Here is a 19,795-nt window from a genome sequence, read left to right as displayed (position 1 = left end):
ACGTTTTAGGACTCTACCCCGTCGCCGGACAGCACAGGGAATCCGTACCGTGTCAAAGCCTGCCGTAGTTCAACGCGGTCGTCGAGGGCCAAATTCACTCCTTTTACTTCTTGGAATACTTCATGTCCCCGGCCGGCGACCAGCACCGTGTCCTGCGGGCGGGCAAGCGCCACGGCGCGGTCTATGGCCGCAGCACGCGGCGCCACCTCGAGGATTTCACACGCCAGTGCGCCGCGCTCCCGGGCGGCGCGTGCTCCGGCCAGGACGTCGGCGCGGATAGCGGCTTCATCCTCATCGTGGGGGTCATCGTCAGTGACGATCACCACGTCAGCGAGCCGTGCGGCGATATCTCCCATCAGCGGCCGCTTTGACTGGTCGCGCTGTCCGGTTGCGCCGAAGACAATGATGACGCGCGGCGGGGTTTCCCCGCTTTCGGAGCCGGTAGGCGCAGATCCGCCCGTGTCCTGGGATTCCCGGCGCACGGATTCCAGGGTGCGGGCCAGTGCATCGGGATTATGGGCAAAGTCGACAATTGCGGCCGGGGCTTCTCCCACCAGCTGCATCCTGCCCGGAACTTCGACAGTGAACGGATCGCTGCGGTCCAGCGCATCCTGGAGCTGTGCGATCTCCACGCCCGAGGCCAGGACCATGACGGCGGCAAGTGCGGCGTTGGAGACGTTGAAGGTCCCGGGAAGTCCGGTTCCCGCCCGGAGAACGGCTCCGTCGGGGCCGCGCAGCACAAAGCGGTGGCCCAGCCCGTCGCGGACGACGTCGGTGACCCGCCAGTGGGCTTCGGCGCCGCCGTCGTGCGTGGCAAGCGTCCAGACCGGCACCGGAGCCGCCGCGGCCATCCGCTCGCCCCATTCATCGTCCACGCAGATGACGGCCCGCTGGGCCCGATCCGGTGAGAACAGGGCGGCTTTGGCCGCGAAGTACTCTTCCATGGATCCGTGCAGGTCCAGGTGGTCCTGGGTGAGGTTGGTGAATCCGGCTACGTCAAAAACGACGCCGTCAACGCGCCGGTACGAAATGGCATGCGAGGAAACTTCCATGGCGGCTGCGTCCAAGCCCTTTTCGCGCATCAGGGCGAGCAGCCCGTGCACCTGGGGTGATTCCGGTGTGGTGAGGGTGCTCGCGATGGGTTCTCCGCCGGCAAGGATTTCGATGGTTCCGATGAGCCCGGTTCTCTTGCCGAGGGCGCTGAGCAGGGAATTGATGAAATAGGTGGTGGTGGTTTTGCCGTTGGTTCCCGTGACTCCGAACAGTGTGAGACCACTGCCGTCCTGCGGGCTGCTGCCGAACACCACCCCGGCCAGCGGACCCACCAGCCGGCGCGGGTCGGAGGTGACGTAAACAGGTACCGGCAGCTCCGTCAGCTGGCGTGCTCCCTCTTCATCGGTCAGCACCGCCGCCGCGCCGGCTTCGGCCGCCGAGGCAGCGAACCGGGCGCCGTGGTGGCGGGCACCGGGCAGCGCCACGTACAGGTCGCCGGCCCGGACCTCACGGGAGTTGATCGTGAGCCCGGTCAGCATGATGTCCGCTTCCCCATCTGCCGCGCGTGCGGGCTCAACGCCGGGCAGGCCGGCGGCTGCGAGCGAGTCCGCTGCTGCCCGCAGGGACACCGGCTGAACTGCTGACGGCCGCATTCCGCTCCCCTGCTGCTGCGGATTGCTTTGATCATTTGTAGGCACTGCACTGCTCCAGAAAAATTGACGTGGTACTCGAAAAAGATCAGTCCGATACGGACGGCCGTCTGGGTGCTTGACCGGCGACGCGCAGCCGGTTTCAGTACTCCACGGGGTACAGCTCCGGTTCCGACGAGGACGGCGCCACGTTTCGGGTGGTGAGGACCTGCTGCATGACCTTCTTGAAGGTCTTGCCGGGGTCCAGGACCTGCAGGGAACCTTCGGGCCGCTGCAGCGTCACCACCACGACGTACTGCGGATCATCCATGGGTGCAATACCAGCATAGGAGAGTGTATAGCCGTCGTATCCACCGTTGGCTCCCGGTGCCTCGGCAGTACCGGTCTTGGACCCCACCCGGTACTGGTCCAGGGCGCCTCCCTTGCCCGAACCTTCGGCTGTGACGGTCTCCAGCATGTGTTGGACTTCACGGGCGGTCTCTTCCGAAACCACCCGGGTGGACTCTGCCTTTTCGGCGGCAGTTTCCGTACCGTCGGCTCCGATGTAGCTGTCGATCAGGCTCGGTGCCAGCCGGACGCCGTCGTTCGCGATCGTTTGGTAGACCATCGCCGTGTGCAGGGCGGTCTGTGCCAGGCCCTGGCCGAAGAGCACAGTGTATTGCTGCCTGCCGTCCCATTCCTCCGGTTTAGCCAGCAGTCCCACCGTTTCACCGTTGAGGCCCACGTTCAGGGGTTCGCCGATGCCGAACTTTTTCAGCCAGTCATAGCGTTCCTGGGGAGTGAGCTGCTGCCCGATCATGACCGTGCCCGTGTTCATGGACTTGGTCAGGATGCCCGCCGCCGTCATGTGCACGGTGCCGTGGTCAAACGCGTCCTTGAACGTCTGCCCGTCGACCGTATACGTGGACGGAATTTCGAACTGGGACAGCGGATCAATGATTCCCTGTTCCAGTGCCGCCGCCATGGTGATGACCTTGGTGGTGGAGCCGGGTTCGAAGGGGACGGTCACGGACAGCGGTTGCCGGGACTCCGCCGGTGTTTGGCCCGGATCGTTTGGATCAACTGTGGTGGACTCTGCCATCGTGATGATGCGGCCGGTCTTGGCCTCCACCACCACCACGTTTCCCCAATCCGCGTTGTACTCCTGGACCTGGCCCGCAATGGTTTGCTGGGCGAACCACTGCAGGTCCTGGTCAATGCTGAGTTTGACGGAGTCTCCGTCCCGCACGGGGACGTCCTCGTTGGTGGCATACGGAATGCGGATACCGTCACCGCCAATTTCGTACGTCCTGCTGCCTGCCTCACCCGCGAGGACGTCATCCTGGGTCAGCTCCATGCCCTCCTGCGGGCCGTCGGTTCCCAGGAAACCAACAATGGATCCGGCCACCGAACCGGACGGATAGGTGCGCAGCGTGGTGCGGTCTGCGTAAATACCGGGAAACTTGACGGCCAGGACCTTGTCCTTGATTTCCGGAGTCACGGTCTTGGCGACGAAATTAAAGCTTGCATCCCCGAGTACCGCACTTCGCAGAGTTTCGGCGTCCTGCCCCAGAATCGCCGAAAGCTCCTCGAAGGCCTGGTCGAAGGAAACAATTTCCTGTCCCTCGGCAGTGCTTCGGCCGTACTCCTGCTCCTCCACATAGGGGTGGGAGAGGGTTTGATCCACCACGATGTCAAAACGCTCCACGCTGCGGGCGAGATAGTTGCCCTCGGAATCGAGGATGCTGCCGCGCAGCGGCGGCACCGCTCTGGTCTGCAGCCGCTCCGCGACTGCAGTTTCCGCCATCCCCTCAGGATCGACGGCCTGCACCTGGAACAGGCGCACGCTGAGCACTGTCAGCAGAACCAGAGCCAGGATCAACCCGGTCCTGAGCCTGCCTGTAACGACGGCTACTCTGTGGTTCCCCTTCGCGGGGTCCTGCACTTTTGCCACAACGTATCCTCGTCACTGCCTAGTAAATCTAAACTTATTGTCCGCTTCTCTGGACCGGAACCGGAATGGTTCCGCCGTTCAGATCCGCTTCCTCTAATGCGGGCGCCGGTTCCGCTTCAGCTTCACCGGCGGCGGTTGATTCTGCTGCAGCCATTTCCCGTTCTTCGGCCGCCCTTGCCGATTCGGCCACTGGTGCCGACTCTGCCTCCGTGGTCGTCACGGCCGGGGCAACCGGCTGCGTCAGTACATTGGGGGCGGGAATGAGGGCCGGCAGTGCTTCGACTTCCTCCGCCGGCACGGGGTCCCCTGTCACAGCCAGGGTCTGCAAATCAATGCTTCCAAACGTGGACGAAGTCACCATCCCCAGTTCAGCGGCTTCGGCTGCCAGTACCTGGGGAGCCTGATGGTTCTCCAGCTGCTGGGTCAATGCCTCGTTGCGCTGGGCAAGTTCCGTGCGCTCGTTCTGCAGCTGGACCAGTTGATACTGGCCGCTGGAAACCGAGATGTTCAGCAGCAGGACTGCTCCCAATCCAAGGATGAGCGCAATGAAACAGAAAATGACAACGGGGGCCCGGCGGCGGCGCCGCACTGCGGGCACCACTGACAGCGGAGTCCTCCGGCGCGGGGCGGGGGCGGCTGCCGGACGAACCGGTACCGGCCGAGCCGGTGCCGGGCTCCAGTCCAGCGCCCTGGCGGTGTTGCCGTGCGTGGTCCGGCGGTGTGCGGCGCTCTCTGCATGGGGCCGGGTCTGTACCTGCGTCATGAATCTGCCCCGTCGGTAGCGATGCGAATCCGTTCCACGGCCCGCAGCTTCGCGGAGGCAGCACGGGGATTTTCGGCAATTTCTTCGTCGGTGGGAACTTCAGTCCCCTTGGTCAGCCGCAACAGCTGCGCCTTGTGCTGTTCCAGTTCCACCGGGAATCCCTTGGGTGCGGAGGACCTGGCACCGGCAGCGAACACACCCTTCACGATCTTGTCTTCCAGCGAGTGGTAGGACATGACCACCACCCGGCCCCCGAGGTTCAGGACCGAGAGCGAAGCAGGAATGGCACGTTCCAGAACGTCCAACTCTTCGTTGACTTCGATCCGCAGCGCCTGGAAGGTCCGCTTTGCGGGATGGCCCCCGGTGCGTGCCGCGCCGGCAGGCACAACGGTACGGATGGCATCGACCAATTCCCCGGTGGTGGTGAAGGGCTTGTTAGCGCGCGTGGAAACAATCGCCGAGGCAATGCGGCCCGCGAACTTTTCCTCACCCCACTTGCGGATGATGGAAACAAGATCCGCTTCGCTGTAGCTGTTAACGATGTCAGCCGCGGTGCGCCCGCGGCTGGTGTCCATCCGCATGTCCAGCGGTGCGTCGTAGGAGTAGGCGAAGCCCCTGTCCCGTTCATCGAGCTGAAGTGAGGACACTCCGAGGTCGAAGAGCGCTCCGTCGATTCCGGTAAAACCCAAATCGCGGACGACGTCGGCGATTTCGTCGTACACGGCGTGCACCAGATCGATGCGGTCTTCGAAGGGCGCCAGACGCGCTCCGGCCAGCGCCAGGGCCTGCCGGTCCCGGTCGATGCCGATCACGTGCAGCTGCGGGAAGCGTGCCAGCATGGCTTCGGTGTGTCCGCCCATACCAAGGGTTGCGTCCACCACCACAGCGCTGCCGTGGTCCGCCACGGCTTTTTCGATGGCCGGCGCCAGCAAATTAATGCAGCGGTCACGCAGCACCGGAACATGCCGTTCCTCGGTAGGGCGTTCTTCGCTCATCTGCTGTCCTTCCGCGTCCGGGACGGCGGCGTAGTTCTTGAATCAGACCCCCATCCGCGCCTCACGCTGCGGCGCCTGGCTCCGGGGAAGTGAAGTCAGGTGCCGGCCTTGCGGGGCGGCTGGAGATCTCATGCAAGAAACCGCTGCATCCGGTCCCTGCGTGGTGGTTGATTGACTTGGTTAGGTTTGCTGGATCTGTGTCTGGCGGGTAGTGCCATTGACCGCGCATGCGGTCTAGAAGATTCCGGGGATGGTGTCCTCGTCGGTTTCCGAGAACGCCGTTTCCTGCTCTTCCAGGTAGGTCTGCCACGCTGTGGCGTCCCAGATTTCCGCCCTGGTCCCTGCTCCGATCACGGCCAATTCGCGGCCGAGTCCGGCGTAGGCCCGCAGCGCCGGCGGAATGGTAATCCGGCCCTGCTTGTCCGGGACTTCATCTGAGGCTCCCGAGAGGAAGACCCGAATGTAGTCACGTGCCTGGCGTGAGGAAAGCGGAGCTTCCCGCATCTGCTCATGCACCCGTTCAAACTCTTTCTGGCTAAAAACGTAAATGCAGCGTTCCTGCCCCCTGGTAAGGACCAGTCCGCCAGCCAGTTCCTCGCGGAATTTTGCCGGCAGAATGAGCCGCCCTTTCTCGTCTAGGCGAGGTGAATGTGTCCCGAGGAACATCAGTCACCACCTGTCCGAATTGGGAGAAGTTCCTCCTGCTATACCTGCCTTACTGCCCGTACGCTCTTATGGCCTCCACTTTACTCCACTTCACTCCACAGTCAACGTTCAAGCCACGTGGTTTGCGGCGCGTCGGACCTTTTCTTCCGCAGAATGACGCGGATCAGGGTCGGTGGAGGATCAGGACGCCCGAGGGCGTCCCGGGACGGGGTTCTTTCATCCTTTCAGCCACAAAAAAGACCCGCCTGGGCGGGTCTTTTCTGGAGCCGTGCGGTCCGGGGAGCGAAGTGGAGCAGACTCTCCCGTCCCGCCGGTTACTGGTCTCGCTTGCGCTCATCCCATTTATTTTCCAAATTGCTCATAAAGTTCTTCGGCGCACTCGTCTCGCGCTCCTTCTTGCGTGCCGGCGAGTTTGGCTGCGAGGCCCGCTTGCCGCGCGTCGTCGCGTAGTAAACCCCCGCACCCATGACCAGGAAGCCCAGTATGCCCAAGACGAGGCTGAACGGCGTATCAGAGGCGACGCCTCCGAGCAGCAGTCCGATCCCCGCAATGGCAACCAGCGCGCCAAGCACAATCCGTCTGGTTGAAATGCCCGTGGTTGCCGGGGTTGCCATGGAATTGGCAAATTTGGGGTCCTCGGCGTGTAATTGCTGCTCCAACTGGTCCAGCAAGCGCTGCTCGTGTTCCGAGAGTGCCATTACTGCCTCCTTGCGGTCCGAAATACCCATGTCAAGCAACCAACGATCCCCGTGCCGGGGCGGTTCCCGCCGCCGGCCGTCCCGGAGACCTTAGGTGATCCCCCCGGTTAGGCCGGGCAGTTCACCTGGACCGACAATCCGGGCAGAACGCGTGTTGTGCTTACGTTCTAGGATAGGTGGCAATGTGATCCGGGGAAAGCGGTGGGGACGCTGCCGTGATCCATTCCGCCTAGGGCTTAGCTGCTTTCCTCCGGCGGCGGGCCCGTCCGGCCCGATGCGCGGCCGGAACGTCCCCGGCGCGCGGGATCCAAAAGCCGGGCAGGCATGACGCCAAGTTCGCCGAACCGGGCATTAATTTTGTCCAGCGCGTCTTCTGCGGACCGCCAGTTGTCGTCGCGGCCGTCCAGTGTCAGCTGCACCGCCGCGCCTTCAGCCGGCTCCAGGCGCTCGGTCCTCAGGCCTATCAGGCGCACGCTCATTCGGCGCGGGCCCAAAGCGGCCAGCAGTGCCCGCGACTCTTCATAGATTAACTGAGCACTGTCCACCGGTTCCCGGAGGGTCCGGGTCCTGGTCAGCGTGGAAAAATCCGCATAGCGCAGTTTGAGGGAAACTGCACGGCACTGCAGCCCGGCCGCCCGCAACCGTACTGCCGTCTTGTGTGCCAGGCGCAGCAGTTCCGTATGCAGCGTCTCATCGTCGGACACGTCCCGCGCGAAAGTCTCTTCCGCACCAATGCTCTTCTCCCGGCGCACCGGAGTGACCGTACGGGGATCCCTCCCCCAGGCCAGCTCGTAGACATGCTCTCCGGTGGCTCCGAGCAGGCGCTTAAGAACACTGACAGGTGTGCGGGCCACGTCCTCCACGGTGGAAATACCCACCCGTGCCAGCGATTCCCGTGTTTTTGCCCCGACACCCCACAAAGCCGAGACGTTCAGGGTGTGGAGATAGGCCACTGTTTCATCCCGTGGAATCAGCAGCAGCCCGTCCGGCTTGGAGCGGGTGGAGGCAATCTTAGCCACGAACTTTGTGGACGCAATTCCAACACTGGCAGTGATGCCGAGCTCCGAAGCCACCCGCTTCCGGATCAGCTCTCCGATAGCCCGCGGTGGACCAAGCAGACGCATGGCACCGGCGATATCCAAAAAGGCCTCGTCAACGCTGAGCGGTTCCACCAGCGGCGTGATGGATTCGAAGATGGCCATGAGCCGGCCCGATACATCACGGTAATCCTCATGGTGGGGCTCCAGGATGACTGCCTGCGGACACAGCCGGAAGGCCTGGGACATAGGCATGGCCGAGTGGACGCCGTAGCGGCGCGCTTCATAGGAAGCGGACAGCACAACGGAGCGGCCACCCAGTCCGCCCACGATGATGGGACGGCCGGCCAGTTCGGGGCGCTTGAGCAGTTCCACCGACACGTAGAAGGCATCCATGTCCACGTGCATGATGGTGCAGTCGCCGTTTTCACTGGGGCCGTTGCTCACTCCTTCATGGTAGACAACGGGTCCGACGTTTGTGCTTCGCCTAGACTGGGGACCAGATCCTGACCTCCCATCAGATGCGGATACCCATGAAAAAGCTCCCGATTGCCCTTACCGCCGCCGCCCTGCTCCTGACGGCTGCAGGCTGCACCTCGGATTCAGACACAACAGATGCCGGAACCGGCACGGCTTCCGCCTCGGCCTCTTCAACGGCGGCGCCCGCTCCCTCGGCAAGCGGCCCGGCTTCCTCAGCCAGTCCGTCAACCTCGGCCAGTCCGTCAACATCTGCCGGGGCCTCGGCGTCAGCCGGCAGTACGGCCACCCCGTCAGCAACCTCCACCTCCGGGGCTATTGCAGAAGGCTTTCCCACGGACCTGATTCCCCTGCTCCCGGGATCCACGGCGCTGACCACCAGCTTTGAGGAGACCAGCACCCTCTTCACCGCTTCACTGAGCGGCAGCACGGATTCCTCCGCCGCGGAGATTCTGGCCTTCTACGCCAAGACGTTCTCCGCGCAGGGCTTCACACCCTCCGACCCGGAAGTACAGGACCCGGCTACCGTGCAGCAGTTTGTCCGTTCCGGCGGTGACGACACAGCCAACGTGACGGTGGTATCCCGCGACGGCAGCTTCTTCTACACCGCCAGCATTAACACACTCCCCGAGTCAGCCAAGTAGGCCCGGCCATGCCAACAGATATTCCCTCACCCGAAGGTGACGCAGCCCGGGAACAGGCCTCGTACCGTGAACACCTCGGTGCGGAACTGGACGCCTTCCTTTCCGAACAGCAGGTAGTGCTTCAGGAAGTGTCCATGGAATCCCTTCCCCTGCTGGATGCCGTCTCGGCGCTGGCCCAGGGCGGCAAGCGCCTGCGGGCATTGCTGAACTATTGGGGCTGGCGCGGTGCCGGCGGAGCCGAACTCGGCCTGCCGGCGGTCCGCTCCGGCGTCGCATTGGAACTGTTCCAGAGTGCTGCCCTGATCCACGATGACATCATCGACCGATCCGACACCCGGCGGGGCGGTCCCAGCGTCCACCGCCGGTTCAGTACGGCCCACAGCGATGCATCCTGGCATCTGGACGGAACGCATTTTGGCTCTTCCGCCGCCATTCTGGCCGGCGACCTGTGTTTGTCGCTGAGCGAGGAAATGTTCGCCGCAGTGGGGGCCCAGGCAGCGCACGGGACACCTGCACGGCGCATCTTCAACCGGATGCGCACGGAGGTCATGGCCGGCCAGTACCTGGATATCCTCGAGGAAGTTGTCGGGCCCACGCACGAGCCCGAGCGTGCCGTCGTCCGGGCCAGGAACATCCTGCGCTACAAATCCGCCAAGTACACCACCGAACATCCTCTGACCCTGGGCGGCGCCCTGGCGGGGGCAACAAACGAATTGCTGGATTGGTACTCGCGGTTCGCGCTGCCGCTGGGGGAAGCCTTCCAGCTGCGCGACGACGTCCTTGGCGTCTTTGGTGACCCGGCACAAACGGGCAAGCCCGCCGGCGATGACCTGCGGGAGGGCAAGCGCACTGTCCTGGTCGCCTACACCTTGGCTTTGGGCGGGCCTTCAGCACAGGAAGCCGTTGCGGCCGGCTTGGGCAGGGAAGATCTGGATGACGACGGCGTGGCCCGGCTGCGCACCCTCATGGAGGACTCCGGGGCGCTGGCCGCCACGGAGACCCTCATTGAGGGCCACACCCGCGCTGCCTTCGACGCACTCGATCAGATGCCCGTCGATGATGTCACCCGGGCCGCCCTGGGCTCATTGGCACATGCAGCGGTGACCCGGACCGCCTGACCTTCGAAGAACTCCGGCCTCCCGGTCAGAGCGCCGGATCAGACCGGCTCATCAGGACCCGGGACTTAAGCAAACAGCGGCTCCCGTGTGAAAACGGGAGCCGCTGTTTGTCGTTCAGCGTCTGATATTGCTCAGCGTCCGAATATTGCTCAGCGTCCGAATTACCAGCCCAGGGCTTGGGCACGGCGACGGATTTCCGTCTTCCGACCCTCGCGCAGGGCGTCAACCGGGCGCCCCGGCAGCGAGTCATCCGCCGTAAAGAGCCAGCGGACCATTTCGACGTCGTTGTAGCCGGCGTCGATCAGCACGGAGATGGTCCCCTTCAGGCTGTCCAGGACAGCGCCGTCGTCAATAAACGCGGCGGGGATGCTGCGGATTTTCCGGTCGCCAAGCCGTACGGCCACCAGCGCACGCTCTTCGAGCATGCTGTGCACCTTGGTAATGGATACGTTCAGTTTTTCAGCCACATCGGGCAGGGTCAGCCAGTCGGAAACCAGTTCCTCGAGTTCAGTCACCCCCCTAGGTTCCCACGGGAACCCGTCCGCGGGCCAGTTGGAACACGTTGTGGAACCGAAACCGGTGCCCAGCCGGTACTCAGGTACTGCTCTGAGCCTGCGTAGTGTAAATTCGCTTAGGTCACAGAAATAACTTCTGTCACACCCGCACCACTGCAAGCAGTGCTTTTCCCGAGTTGCGGTAGAGGCCGCGCCGTTTACAGATGAGGAAACAACCCTTTATGACTGCACAGTCGATTCAGGGAAGCAATTCCCCCCGCTCCGCTTCCAGGGGAATGCCCCGCAAACTGAGTGTCGCCGTGACCACCGCTGCCATTCCCGCGGTCATGATGTCGGCGCTCGCTCTTGCTGAACCGGCTCAGGCAGTCCCCGCCGCTCCGGACGCCGCACTCTTCCCGCAGCTGCCGCTCCAGGCCATCAAGAATATGACCGCCGTCACCACGGCCGGTGTGGTGGCCCCGTCGCAGCTCGCCACTCAGATTCCCTTCACCATTCCCGCCGAGTCCAGTGTCCCGGCTACCCACCGCATCGAAGCCGGAGACACCGTAAGCTCCATTGCGGCCCGTTACGGCCTGTCCCTGGATGAAGTGCTGCGGGTTAACAACCTCCAAAGCAGCTCGCTGATCTTCGCCGGCGAAGAACTGCGGCTGCCGGGAGCGGGCACTGCAGCAGCTCCTGCCGCAGCCGCAGCGGTGTACACGGTACAAGCCGGTGACACCCTCAGTGCCATCGCCGCGGACCACGGCGTCAGCTTGGACAGCGTCCTGGCCGCCAACGGCCTGACCCTGACCTCCATCATCCGCCCCGGACAGGAAATCTCCCTTTCCACTGGCACGGCTCCTTCGGCGGCCCCTGCCGCTGCAGCCGCACCGGCCGCAACCCACACCGTAGAGGCCGGCGACACCCTGACCGGAATCGCCGCCCGCTACAACATGGGACTGGCAGATCTGATGGCCGCCAACGGCATGGATGATTCCTCCGTCCTGTTCCCGGGCGACGTCGTCGCCCTTTCCGCCGGAGGCCAGGTGACAACCCTGTCCGGTGCGCCGGTGGAAGCCGCTCCTGCGGACCTGGTTCCCAACACCTTCCTGCACTACACCTACCCGGACCACGTGGTTGCGGACGCCAATGCGAACAAGCACGCGCTCAACAACACGGCAGTTCCCAGCCAGGCGGACATGCAGCAGATTGTTGCCCAGACGGCCGTACAGATGGGCGTGGATCCCGCCCTGGCCATGGCCTTTTCCTTCCAGGAGTCCGGCTTCGACCAGCGGGCAGTCTCCCCCGCCAACGCCATCGGTGCCATGCAGGTCATTCCCAGCTCCGGCGACTGGGCCTCTGATCTGGTGGGCCGCCAGCTGAACCTGCTTGACCCCTATGACAACGCAACCGCAGGCGTGGCGATCATCCGCTCGCTGCTCCTCACCAGCGACAGCCTGGAGAATGCCGTGGCCTCTTACTACCAGGGCCAGTACTCGGTGACGACCCACGGCATGTTCGAGGACACACGAGGCTACGTTGCCTCAGTGCTGGCCCACCGTCAGTCCTTCAGCTGACAGGCCTGACACCACGCAGGGCAGGGTCCGGATCGGTGTCGATCCGGACCCTGCCCTTTCGCACACGTAGGATCAAAGAGTGCATGAATCCGTGAATGATCCCCTCGTCGGCACCGTAGTGGATGACCGCTACCGGGTGCTGTCCCGTATTGCCCGCGGCGGCATGTCCACGGTCTATCTGGCCACTGACCTGCGACTGGACCGCAATGTTGCGTTGAAGGTCCTGTACCCGCACCTGGCTGCCGACCGGGGTTTCCTGGACCGCTTTGAGCGGGAGGCAAAGTCCGCCGCACGCCTGTCCCACCCCCACGTCGTCGGCGTCCTGGACCAGGGTTTTGCGGAAAACCTTGCTTATCTGGTGATGGAGTACGTGCCGGGCAAGACGCTGCGCGAGCTGCTGGAAACCCGGACACGGCTCTCCCCCAGGCTGGCCCTCGCCCTGCTCGACGCCGTGGTTGACGGACTGGCAGCCGCCCACGACGCCGGGCTGATCCACCGGGATGTAAAACCGGAGAATGTCCTGCTGGCGGACAACGGCAGCATCAAAATTGCCGACTTTGGCCTGGCCCGGGCGGTGTCCACCAGCACCAACACCGGCACCCTGGTGGGAACGGTCGCCTATCTGGCCCCCGAGCTCGTCACGGGCACCGGCGCAGATGAACGCAGCGATGTGTATTCAGCCGGCATCATGCTGTACGAAATGCTCACCGGCTTCCAGCCTTTCACCGGCACAGTCCCCATCCAGGTTGCCTTCCAGCACGTCCACTCCACGGTTCCCGCTCCGTCGGAATCCTGTCCGGGGCTGGCCGCTGACCTGGACGAGCTGGTCCAGTGGTGCACGGCCCCTGACCCGGACAACCGGCCGGTGAACGGCAGGGCCCTGCTGGGCGAGCTCCGCCACATCCGGACCTCCCTGAGCGACGCCCAGCTGGATTTCCAGTGCCCGGACCCCGATCCTCGGATCAGTGGTGACCACGACCGTGCAACCGGGCAAATTCCGGCCGGATCCGGCGCCTCCGGGGTCTCCGACCCGGACGCCACCACCGCTCTGCCGCGTACCCCCGCCGGGGCCACCGAGATCGTTTCACCATCCGCTCAGGCATCCGGCAGCGCCGGCGCGTATCCCACTGAGGTCATTTCCCGCAGCGGCAACCAGACAACGGTGTTTCCTGCCGGCAGCCGAGGGGGCACCGGTCCCCTACCGTCCGCCGGCCCGGACGGGAGGGGCGGAACGGACGAATACGAACCCGAAGACGACGGATCCCCGCAGCGTGCCGCGGCCGGAAGCCGCGCCGAACGGAGACAGGCCCGCCGGGAATTCAAAGCGTCACAGCGTCAGAGCAGCCGCGACGCGCACCGGCCCGAGGTGTCGCTGCGCCGCGGACGTCCCCGGCGCCGCGGCGCGCTTCTGGTAGTGCTGGCTGTGCTGCTCATCGCTGCCGCCGTCTTTACCGGCTGGTTCTTTGGCCGCGGCCCGGGCGCCGTCGTCGCTGTCCCTGACGTGGCCAACGTTTCGCAGGAAGCCGCCGGAGCCCTGCTCAGCGGTGAGGGGCTCAAATACTCCACCAGCGAGATCCATGACGAAATTGTTGCGGCCGGACTAGCCGTGGGAACGGATCCGGATGCCCCGGCGGAAGTCCGGCGCTACCAGCCGGTGACCCTGCTCATCAGCAAGGGACCGGAGCTTTTCGATGTGCCCAACGTGGTGCAGCGCACGTTGGAGGCGGCCACCAAGAACATCACGGACGCCGGACTCACCGTCGGAGCAGTCACCGAGGAATACAGCGAAACCGTCGACGCCGGGAAGGTCATCAGCCAGTTCCCTGCTCCCGACACGCAGCTGCGGCGGGATACGGCCGTCAACGTGGTTGTCTCCCTCGGCCCTGCTCCGGTGGAAGTTCCCTCAGTGGTAGGGAAAACCGAGGATGAGGCCATCCAGCTCCTGGAAGATGCCGGGCTCACCGCGGAGGTGCTTCCCGATCGGGTGAACAGCCGGGACATCCCGGACGGGTCCGTCGCCGTGCAGGCTCCGGCCTCGGGGCTTGTGGACCGCGGCTCCACAGTGACGCTAACCGTGTCCAAGGGTCCGGTGATGGTGCAGGTTCCGAACGTGGTGCGTCAGTCCCCGGACACCGCGCGGGCGCAGTTGGAGGACCTGGGCTTCCAAGTCCAGATCAGTGAATTGCTGGGCGGGCTGCTGGGCATCGTCCAGTCGCAGGATCCCAGCGGCGGATCCATGGCGCCGGAGGGTTCGGTCATTACGCTGCGCGTGGTTTAGGGCCGCGGCGGCTGCGTTCAGCTGAACCTTCGTAACAAGGCAAAAAAGTGCACGCCCCGCGGGGCGTGCACTTTTTGCGTTGTTAGGCACTACCCGTGCTGTGCAGAGCCGTCAGCTGTTCCTTGCGGGACAGGCTAATCCTTGCGGGACAGGCTAATCCTTACGGGACAGGCTAATCCTTACGGGACAGGGCACCGGCAACGAGGAACGCCATTTCCAGGGACTGCATGTGATTCAGCCGCGGGTCGCACACTGACTCGTAGCCCTCGAGGAAAGCTTCCTGGTCAACGGGATCCGCGCCGCCCAGGCACTCAGCCACGTCGTCGCCCGTCATCTCCACATGCAGGCCGCCGGGGAAGGTCCCCAGCGAACTGTGCACCTCGAAGAAGCCGCGGACCTCATCCATCACGTCGTCGAAGTTCCGGGTCTTGTATCCGTTGGGTGACGTGACAGTATTGCCGTGCATCGGGTCCGTTACCCACAGGACCTGGGCTCCGGAAGCGGTGACCCGTTCCACCAGCGGAGGAAGTTTCTCGCGGATGTTCTGCGCCCCCATGCGGGTGATAAACGTCAGGCGGCCCGGCTCGCGTTCCGGATCAAGCTTGTCGATCAGGGCAAGGGCATCCTCGGGTTTGGTGTTCGGGCCCAGCTTCACGCCAATCGGGTTGCGCACCTTGGAGAGGAAATCCACGTGGGCGGAGTCGAGATCGCGGGTGCGTTCTCCGATCCACAGGAAGTGGCCCGAAGTATCGTACGGACGGCCGGTGCGGGAATCGATCCGGGTCAGTGCCCGCTCGTAATCCAGCAGGAGCGCTTCGTGGCTGGCGAAGAACTCGACGCGCTTCAGCGCCTCGAAATCCGCTCCGCAGGCATCCATGAACCGAACCGCGCGGTCAATCTCGCGGGCCAGTGATTCATAGCGTGAATGCGCGGGGTTGGAGGTGAATCCCTTGTTCCAGTGGTGCACCAGACGCAGGTCAGCAAAGCCGCCCTGGGTAAAGGCACGGATCAGGTTGAGCGTGGAAGCGGACGTATGGTAAGCGCGCACCATGCGCGCAGGGTTGTGCTCGCGGGATTCGGGGGTGAAGTCGTATCCGTTCACCATGTCCCCGCGGTACGCCGGCAGGGTCTGTCCCGCCCTCGTCTCATCGTTCGACGAGCGAGGCTTGGCAAACTGCCCGGCCATCCGTCCCATTTTGATCACCGGAAGGGATGCTCCGTAGGTGAGGACAACCGCCATTTGCAGGATGGTCTTCACCCGGGCACTGATCTTGTCTGCGGTGGCACCGTCGAAGGTCTCCGCGCAGTCTCCGCCCTGGAGCAGGAAGGCTTTGCCCTGGGCCGCTGCCGCCAAACGGTCACGGAGGATGTCCACTTCGCCCGCGAACACCAGCGGAGGAACCATTGACAGTTCGGCAATGGCTGCGTCATATCCCGGGTGATCGCGCCAAGAAGGCTGCTGTGCGATCGGCAACGACCGCCAGTCATCCAAGCCCGGATAGTCCGCCGCACCCTGCCGTGCTGCGGAGGAGGAATCTACTGCGTTGTCAACTGGAGTGTAGGTCACGCCTTTAAGGGTACTGTCTGGACGCCGCCCGGGCAGAAGTGTTCAACCTGCGGGCGTAACCTTGCGAGGCTTCGACGCAATATTGTTCCGCCGCCGGCTACCTCATCCACCGGACCCGCCCGGGCCGCTACACGACGGCTAGCTACCTGCCGAGGAGATGCGGCCGGGCGCGCGCTCCGCGCCGGCAGGCCTCAGGCGCTGTGCGGCTCAGTGTCCTCGGGTTCGATGCCGGCGTCCGCCGGCGGCGTTTTCCGGCGGCCGATCGTGGTGACCGTGCCTGGTTTCCGAAGCGACCGCCGCGTGGGCGGCGGTACGGCTGCACTCTTCTCCTGCTCGGCTGCCGGTGCCGCAGGGCCGCCTTCGCCGTCGGCGCTGGCATCGCCGCCCGTGTCTGCGGCTGCCGGGAGCGGCGCAGCAGCAGTTGCCGGCATCGCAGGCCGGGAACGGCCTCCGGGCTGAACCGGCTGCGGTGCAGCCGTTCCGTTAGCAGAGCCCTCACCGGAACGCGTTGCACCGTGGTCGCTTCCGGGCAGGCGCACCGCTGCACTGCGTGCTTCGGACCCCTTGGAGACCTTGCGTGCAGCAGCCTGCTTTTCCTTCATGGTGCTGGCATACACATCCACGTATTCCTGACCCGAAAGCCGCATCAGTTCGTACATGATCTCGTCAGTCACAGAACGCTGGATAAACCGGTCATTCTCCATGCCCGCATAACGGGAGAAATCCAGTGGCTCGCCCACAATAATGCCAATGCGGCGGATATTGGGGATCTTTCGGCCGATCGGCTGGACCTTGTCCGTTCCGATCATGGCGACGGGGATCACCGGCACACCGGTCTTCAACACCAGCTTGGCCACCCCGGTCTTGCCGCGGTACAGCCGGCCGTCAGGGCTGCGCGTTCCCTCGGGATAGATGCCCAGGAGACCGCCGTTCTCCAGCACGTCCACGCCGGCATTCAGGGAACTTGCCGATGCGGCACCGCCGGAGCGGTCCATCGGCAGCTGATTGGTGAGCCGGAAGAAGGCGGCGGTGAGCTTGCCCTTGAGTCCCTTGCCGGTGAAGTACTCGGACTTGGCCAAAAAACTCACGGGGCGCGGCACCGCAAGCGGCAGGAAGATCGAATCGGAGAAGGACAGGTGGTTGCTCACCAGTACAGCCGGCCCTGTTTCGGGCACGTTGTCCATGCCTTTGACCCAGGGCCTGAAGAGCAGATTGACCACCGGCCCGATGAAAATGGTCTTCATCACCCAATAGAACACGTAGCCAGCTCTCCCGTCCGGACATAACAAATCAGGGACCCGGTTTGGTTTCCCACCTCCTACTCTATGCGCCCACTTGCCCCGGCCGTATTTAGGCACTCGGACGCGGCGCAACTTTGAGCGCTGCAGGGGTGGAAAAGCCGGTCCCGGATGCAACCATAGAGATATGACTTCCCCACCGGGCGCAGCCGCCTTTTCCAGCGACGGGCACGGCGCAAACGCCGCCACAGGTGTTCTCCTGAGCCACGGGTTTACCGGCTCTCCGGTCAGTTTGGCGGCTTGGGCCCGGCACCTTGCGGACCAGGGGTACGCAGTGAGCCTTCCCCTCCTCCCCGGGCACGGAACCACCTGGCAGGACCTGGCACGCACCCCGTGGGAGCGCTGGTATGAAAGCTACGACGGCGCTTATCAGCAGCTTGCCGGCCGCACTGACCGCGTTGTTGCCGCCGGGCTGTCAATGGGCGGAACGCTCGCCCTGCGGCTCGCTGCCCACCGCCCGGTGGCCGGGGTGGCGGTGGTGAATCCGGGCCTGACTATTGATGATCCGCGGGCGCGGTACTCCGGGCTGCTCAAATATGTACTGCGGTCCGTGCCTGCCATTGGCAACAACATCAAGCTCGCGGGCCAGGACGAGGGCGCGTACTCGCGGACCCCTGTGGGCGGCGTCCACCAGCTGATGCGGCTGTTCAGGGACACGACGGCGTCCCTGCCGAGGATTACCGCGCCGGTCATTGTCTTTCGTTCCGCAGTGGACCCGGTGGTCCCGGAATCCAGCATGGATGTTCTTCGCCGGCATCTTGGCAGCGGTTTGGAGGTGGTTCCCTTGGAAAACAGCTACCATGTGGCCACCATGGACCACGATGCACCCTTAATTTTTGACCGTTCCCACCAGTTCATCCAAAGGATCAGCGCAGGTGCTGCAGCATGAAAGAACGTGAACCGGAGCGCAACGAATCCACCGACGAGGCGGCTTGGCTTGACCTCGTTTCGCGGCTGCAGAACATGCCGGCCGATGAAACCCACGGTGGACGTGATGCGCCCAGTCCTCCCGGAGCAGCAGGCGCCGACGGACCGAAGGATGAACCGGCTGCCGGGGACAGCCACGACACCGGGGGAACCAGCAGCCTCGGTAAAGAAGACAGTGGCCCGGGTGCTGCCGACGGTGCGGGCGGTGATCCGGTTCCCCGGTCCGCCGCGGAGCGCACGCGCGCCATTTTCGAGAACCAGCCTTTCCGGACAGTTCCTCCCCGGGGACCGCGCGACTACGACGAGCCGGAGGAGCTCGAATCCGAGGGCGAGTTTGTGCCGCCGGAACCGCCGCCGTTCAGCACGGGTGAGCCGCTGGTGGTCCTGGCCTGGACGGGTGCGCTCGGCGGACCGATCCTGCTGCTGCTGTTTGCCATGTTCTGGCGGGGTGCGCCGGTGGCCGTGGTTCTGGGCGTGATCGTGCTCTTTGTGGCTGCGGCCGGTTATCTGCTCTTCCGGCTCCCCCAGCACCACGACGACGACGGCGCAGCCGTCTAGCCCACGGTCCCGCCGCCGCGTCCGCCCCGGAACGGGGCAGCCGTCGTCAGCGCCGGGCGGCGATCCGCGACAGGTCCGCTGCCCCGATCATTCCTGCAGCGGGCCCCAGGGCCGCCAGTTCCAGACGCGCGGCCGGGCGGAACCCCCGTCCGGTCAGGTTTCGGGCAAAGGATCGCCGGGCAGGCTCCAGCAGGAGGTCCCCGGCCGCGCTCAGTCCGCCGCCCACCACAAACATCCCCGGGTCCAGGGCAGCAGCCAGGTTTGCCAGGCCAAGGCCCAGCCACTGGCCCACCTCTTCCAGCAATTCCACGGACGCCTGATCGCCGTCGAGGGCCATTTTGGTGACCACGGCGCCGGTAATGTCGCTGATATTCCCGTCCACGGCACGCAACAGTTCCTGTGCCACCGGAGAGTTGGCGGCTGCCAGTTCACGGGCCTCACGTCCGAGGGCATTGCCGGAAGCATACTGCTCCCAGCAACCGCGGTTCCCGCACTCGCAGCGCTGTCCGCCGGGCATGATGATTTGGTGGCCGAATTCCCCGGCCACGCCAAAACGTCCACGCTCCAGGCGGCCGTCCATGATCATTGCGCCGCCTATGCCGGTGCCGAGCGTGACACAGACCAGCCGGCTCTGCCCCATGCCGGATCCGAACCGCCACTCGGCCCAGGCGGCGCCGTCGGCGTCGTTGACCAAGTAGACACGCCGACGCAGCAGCCGTTCGAGGTTTTCCCGCAGGGGCTCGTTGCGCCATGCCAGGTGCGGGCTGAAAAGTACTGTACTTCCGGCCAGGTCCATCCAGCCTGCAGCACCGATGCCCACGGACCAGACATGGTGGTTGGCAGACAATTCGGCCACCAGGTCCTCGATGACCGACTCAACTTCCCGCGGATCCTGTCCGGGCGTTGATCGGCGCGCCTCCGCGAGGACCCTGCCGTCGCCGTCGACGAGGCCGGCGGCAACTTTGGTGCCGCCAATGTCGATCCCGATGGCCAGCCCGCGCCGGCGCATCCGGTTGGGCAGCCGTATGGGCCGGCGTGCGGGAAAAGGTTCAGTTCCGCGGCGCTGCCACGGGATGGGTGACGAACGGGGTACGGGCGCTGGGGTTACGGGTGGCATCAATA

16 protein-coding genes and 1 pseudogene are annotated in these 19,795 nt (G+C 64.6%); 6 read left to right on the top strand and 11 right to left on the bottom strand.

The genetic code is table 11. The annotated features are described in order from the left end of the window. Positions 1–5: 5 nt before the first annotated feature. The 7 genes from CXR03_RS06910 to dinB all read right to left on the bottom strand — a co-directional run bounded on the left by CXR03_RS06910 (position 6) and on the right by dinB (position 8,182). The gene (locus tag CXR03_RS06910) at positions 6–1,646 is read right to left on the bottom strand and encodes a UDP-N-acetylmuramoyl-L-alanyl-D-glutamate--2,6-diaminopimelate ligase (RefSeq protein ID WP_104102961.1); all 1,641 of its coding nucleotides are present in this window, start codon (positions 1,644–1,646) and stop codon (positions 6–8) included. A gap of 139 nt (positions 1,647–1,785) precedes the next feature. After that, positions 1,786–3,576, bottom strand: coding sequence for a penicillin-binding protein 2 (locus tag CXR03_RS06905; protein WP_258073542.1), 1,791 nt, complete (start codon positions 3,574–3,576; stop codon positions 1,786–1,788). Positions 3,577–3,610: 34 nt separating this feature from the next. Further along, entirely contained in the window at positions 3,611–4,339 is a 729-nt protein-coding gene (locus tag CXR03_RS06900) for a hypothetical protein (protein ID WP_258073541.1), read from the bottom strand. After that, the gene (rsmH, locus tag CXR03_RS06895; RefSeq protein WP_104102960.1) at positions 4,336–5,334 is read right to left on the bottom strand and encodes a 16S rRNA (cytosine(1402)-N(4))-methyltransferase RsmH; all 999 of its coding nucleotides are present in this window, start codon (positions 5,332–5,334) and stop codon (positions 4,336–4,338) included. Before rsmH ends, CXR03_RS06900 begins: the two co-directional genes overlap by 4 nt. A gap of 234 nt (positions 5,335–5,568) precedes the next feature. Next, a complete protein-coding gene (gene mraZ / locus CXR03_RS06890; protein ID WP_104054701.1) occupies positions 5,569–6,000 on the bottom strand; it encodes a division/cell wall cluster transcriptional repressor MraZ in 432 nt (143 codons plus the stop codon). 314 nt (positions 6,001–6,314) lie between these two features. Next, positions 6,315–6,698, bottom strand: a complete 384-nt coding sequence (locus CXR03_RS06885) for a DUF3040 domain-containing protein (RefSeq protein WP_104054702.1) — start codon at positions 6,696–6,698, stop codon at positions 6,315–6,317. 236 nt (positions 6,699–6,934) lie between these two features. Continuing rightward, on the bottom strand, positions 6,935–8,182 hold the full coding sequence (dinB, locus tag CXR03_RS06880) for a DNA polymerase IV (RefSeq protein ID WP_258073540.1): 1,248 nt from the start codon (positions 8,180–8,182) through the stop codon (positions 6,935–6,937). A gap of 86 nt (positions 8,183–8,268) precedes the next feature. On the opposite strand from dinB, the gene CXR03_RS06875 reads away from it, so the two are divergent. Both CXR03_RS06875 and CXR03_RS06870 read left to right on the top strand, forming a co-directional pair. Then, complete coding sequence (locus CXR03_RS06875; RefSeq protein ID WP_104102958.1) at positions 8,269–8,856, top strand: hypothetical protein; 588 nt, start codon at positions 8,269–8,271, stop codon at positions 8,854–8,856. A gap of 8 nt (positions 8,857–8,864) precedes the next feature. Beyond that, positions 8,865–9,974, top strand: coding sequence for a polyprenyl synthetase family protein (locus CXR03_RS06870; RefSeq protein WP_104102957.1), 1,110 nt, complete (start codon positions 8,865–8,867; stop codon positions 9,972–9,974). A 161-nt stretch (positions 9,975–10,135) separates the two neighbouring features. Here the strand turns inward: CXR03_RS06870 and CXR03_RS06865 are convergent, their stop codons facing one another. Next, a complete protein-coding gene (locus tag CXR03_RS06865; RefSeq protein WP_104054705.1) occupies positions 10,136–10,489 on the bottom strand; it encodes an Rv2175c family DNA-binding protein in 354 nt (117 codons plus the stop codon). A 221-nt stretch (positions 10,490–10,710) separates the two neighbouring features. Here CXR03_RS06865 and CXR03_RS06860 point away from each other — a divergent pair, with 221 nt between their 5' ends. Together CXR03_RS06860 and CXR03_RS06855 are read left to right on the top strand one after the other, a co-directional pair. Then, positions 10,711–12,045, top strand: a complete 1,335-nt coding sequence (locus CXR03_RS06860) for a LysM peptidoglycan-binding domain-containing protein (RefSeq protein WP_104102955.1) — start codon at positions 10,711–10,713, stop codon at positions 12,043–12,045. A gap of 79 nt (positions 12,046–12,124) precedes the next feature. After that, the gene (locus CXR03_RS06855; protein WP_104102954.1) at positions 12,125–14,323 is read left to right on the top strand and encodes a Stk1 family PASTA domain-containing Ser/Thr kinase; all 2,199 of its coding nucleotides are present in this window, start codon (positions 12,125–12,127) and stop codon (positions 14,321–14,323) included. A gap of 172 nt (positions 14,324–14,495) precedes the next feature. Here CXR03_RS06855 and CXR03_RS06850 read toward each other — a convergent pair whose 3' ends face one another. Next, complete coding sequence (locus CXR03_RS06850) at positions 14,496–15,890, bottom strand: class II 3-deoxy-7-phosphoheptulonate synthase (RefSeq protein WP_104102953.1); 1,395 nt, start codon at positions 15,888–15,890, stop codon at positions 14,496–14,498. 596 nt (positions 15,891–16,486) lie between these two features. Continuing rightward, positions 16,487–17,149 (bottom strand): annotated as a pseudogene (locus CXR03_RS18575) (lysophospholipid acyltransferase family protein); the annotation flags it as partial. Between the two features lie 166 nt (positions 17,150–17,315). On the opposite strand from CXR03_RS18575, the gene CXR03_RS06840 reads away from it, so the two are divergent. Together CXR03_RS06840 and CXR03_RS06835 are read left to right on the top strand one after the other, a co-directional pair. After that, the gene (locus CXR03_RS06840) at positions 17,316–18,077 is read left to right on the top strand and encodes a carboxylesterase (protein WP_104102950.1); all 762 of its coding nucleotides are present in this window, start codon (positions 17,316–17,318) and stop codon (positions 18,075–18,077) included. Continuing rightward, positions 18,074–18,673, top strand: coding sequence for a hypothetical protein (locus CXR03_RS06835; RefSeq protein WP_104102949.1), 600 nt, complete (start codon positions 18,074–18,076; stop codon positions 18,671–18,673). The genes CXR03_RS06840 and CXR03_RS06835 overlap by 4 nt, the downstream gene beginning before the upstream one ends. A gap of 46 nt (positions 18,674–18,719) precedes the next feature. On the opposite strand, the gene CXR03_RS06830 is transcribed toward CXR03_RS06835, so the two are convergent. Beyond that, positions 18,720–19,790, bottom strand: coding sequence for an ROK family glucokinase (locus CXR03_RS06830; RefSeq protein WP_104102948.1), 1,071 nt, complete (start codon positions 19,788–19,790; stop codon positions 18,720–18,722). Between the last annotated feature and the right edge of the window lie 5 nt (positions 19,791–19,795).

The sequence above is a fragment of the Arthrobacter sp. 08Y14 genome, from assembly GCF_002929455.1.
Classification (GTDB): Bacteria; Actinomycetota; Actinomycetes; order Actinomycetales; family Micrococcaceae; genus Arthrobacter_B; species Arthrobacter_B sunyaminii.
The sequence above is the reverse complement of the archived record's forward strand: the minus strand, read 5'-3'. Positions and strand labels throughout refer to the sequence as shown.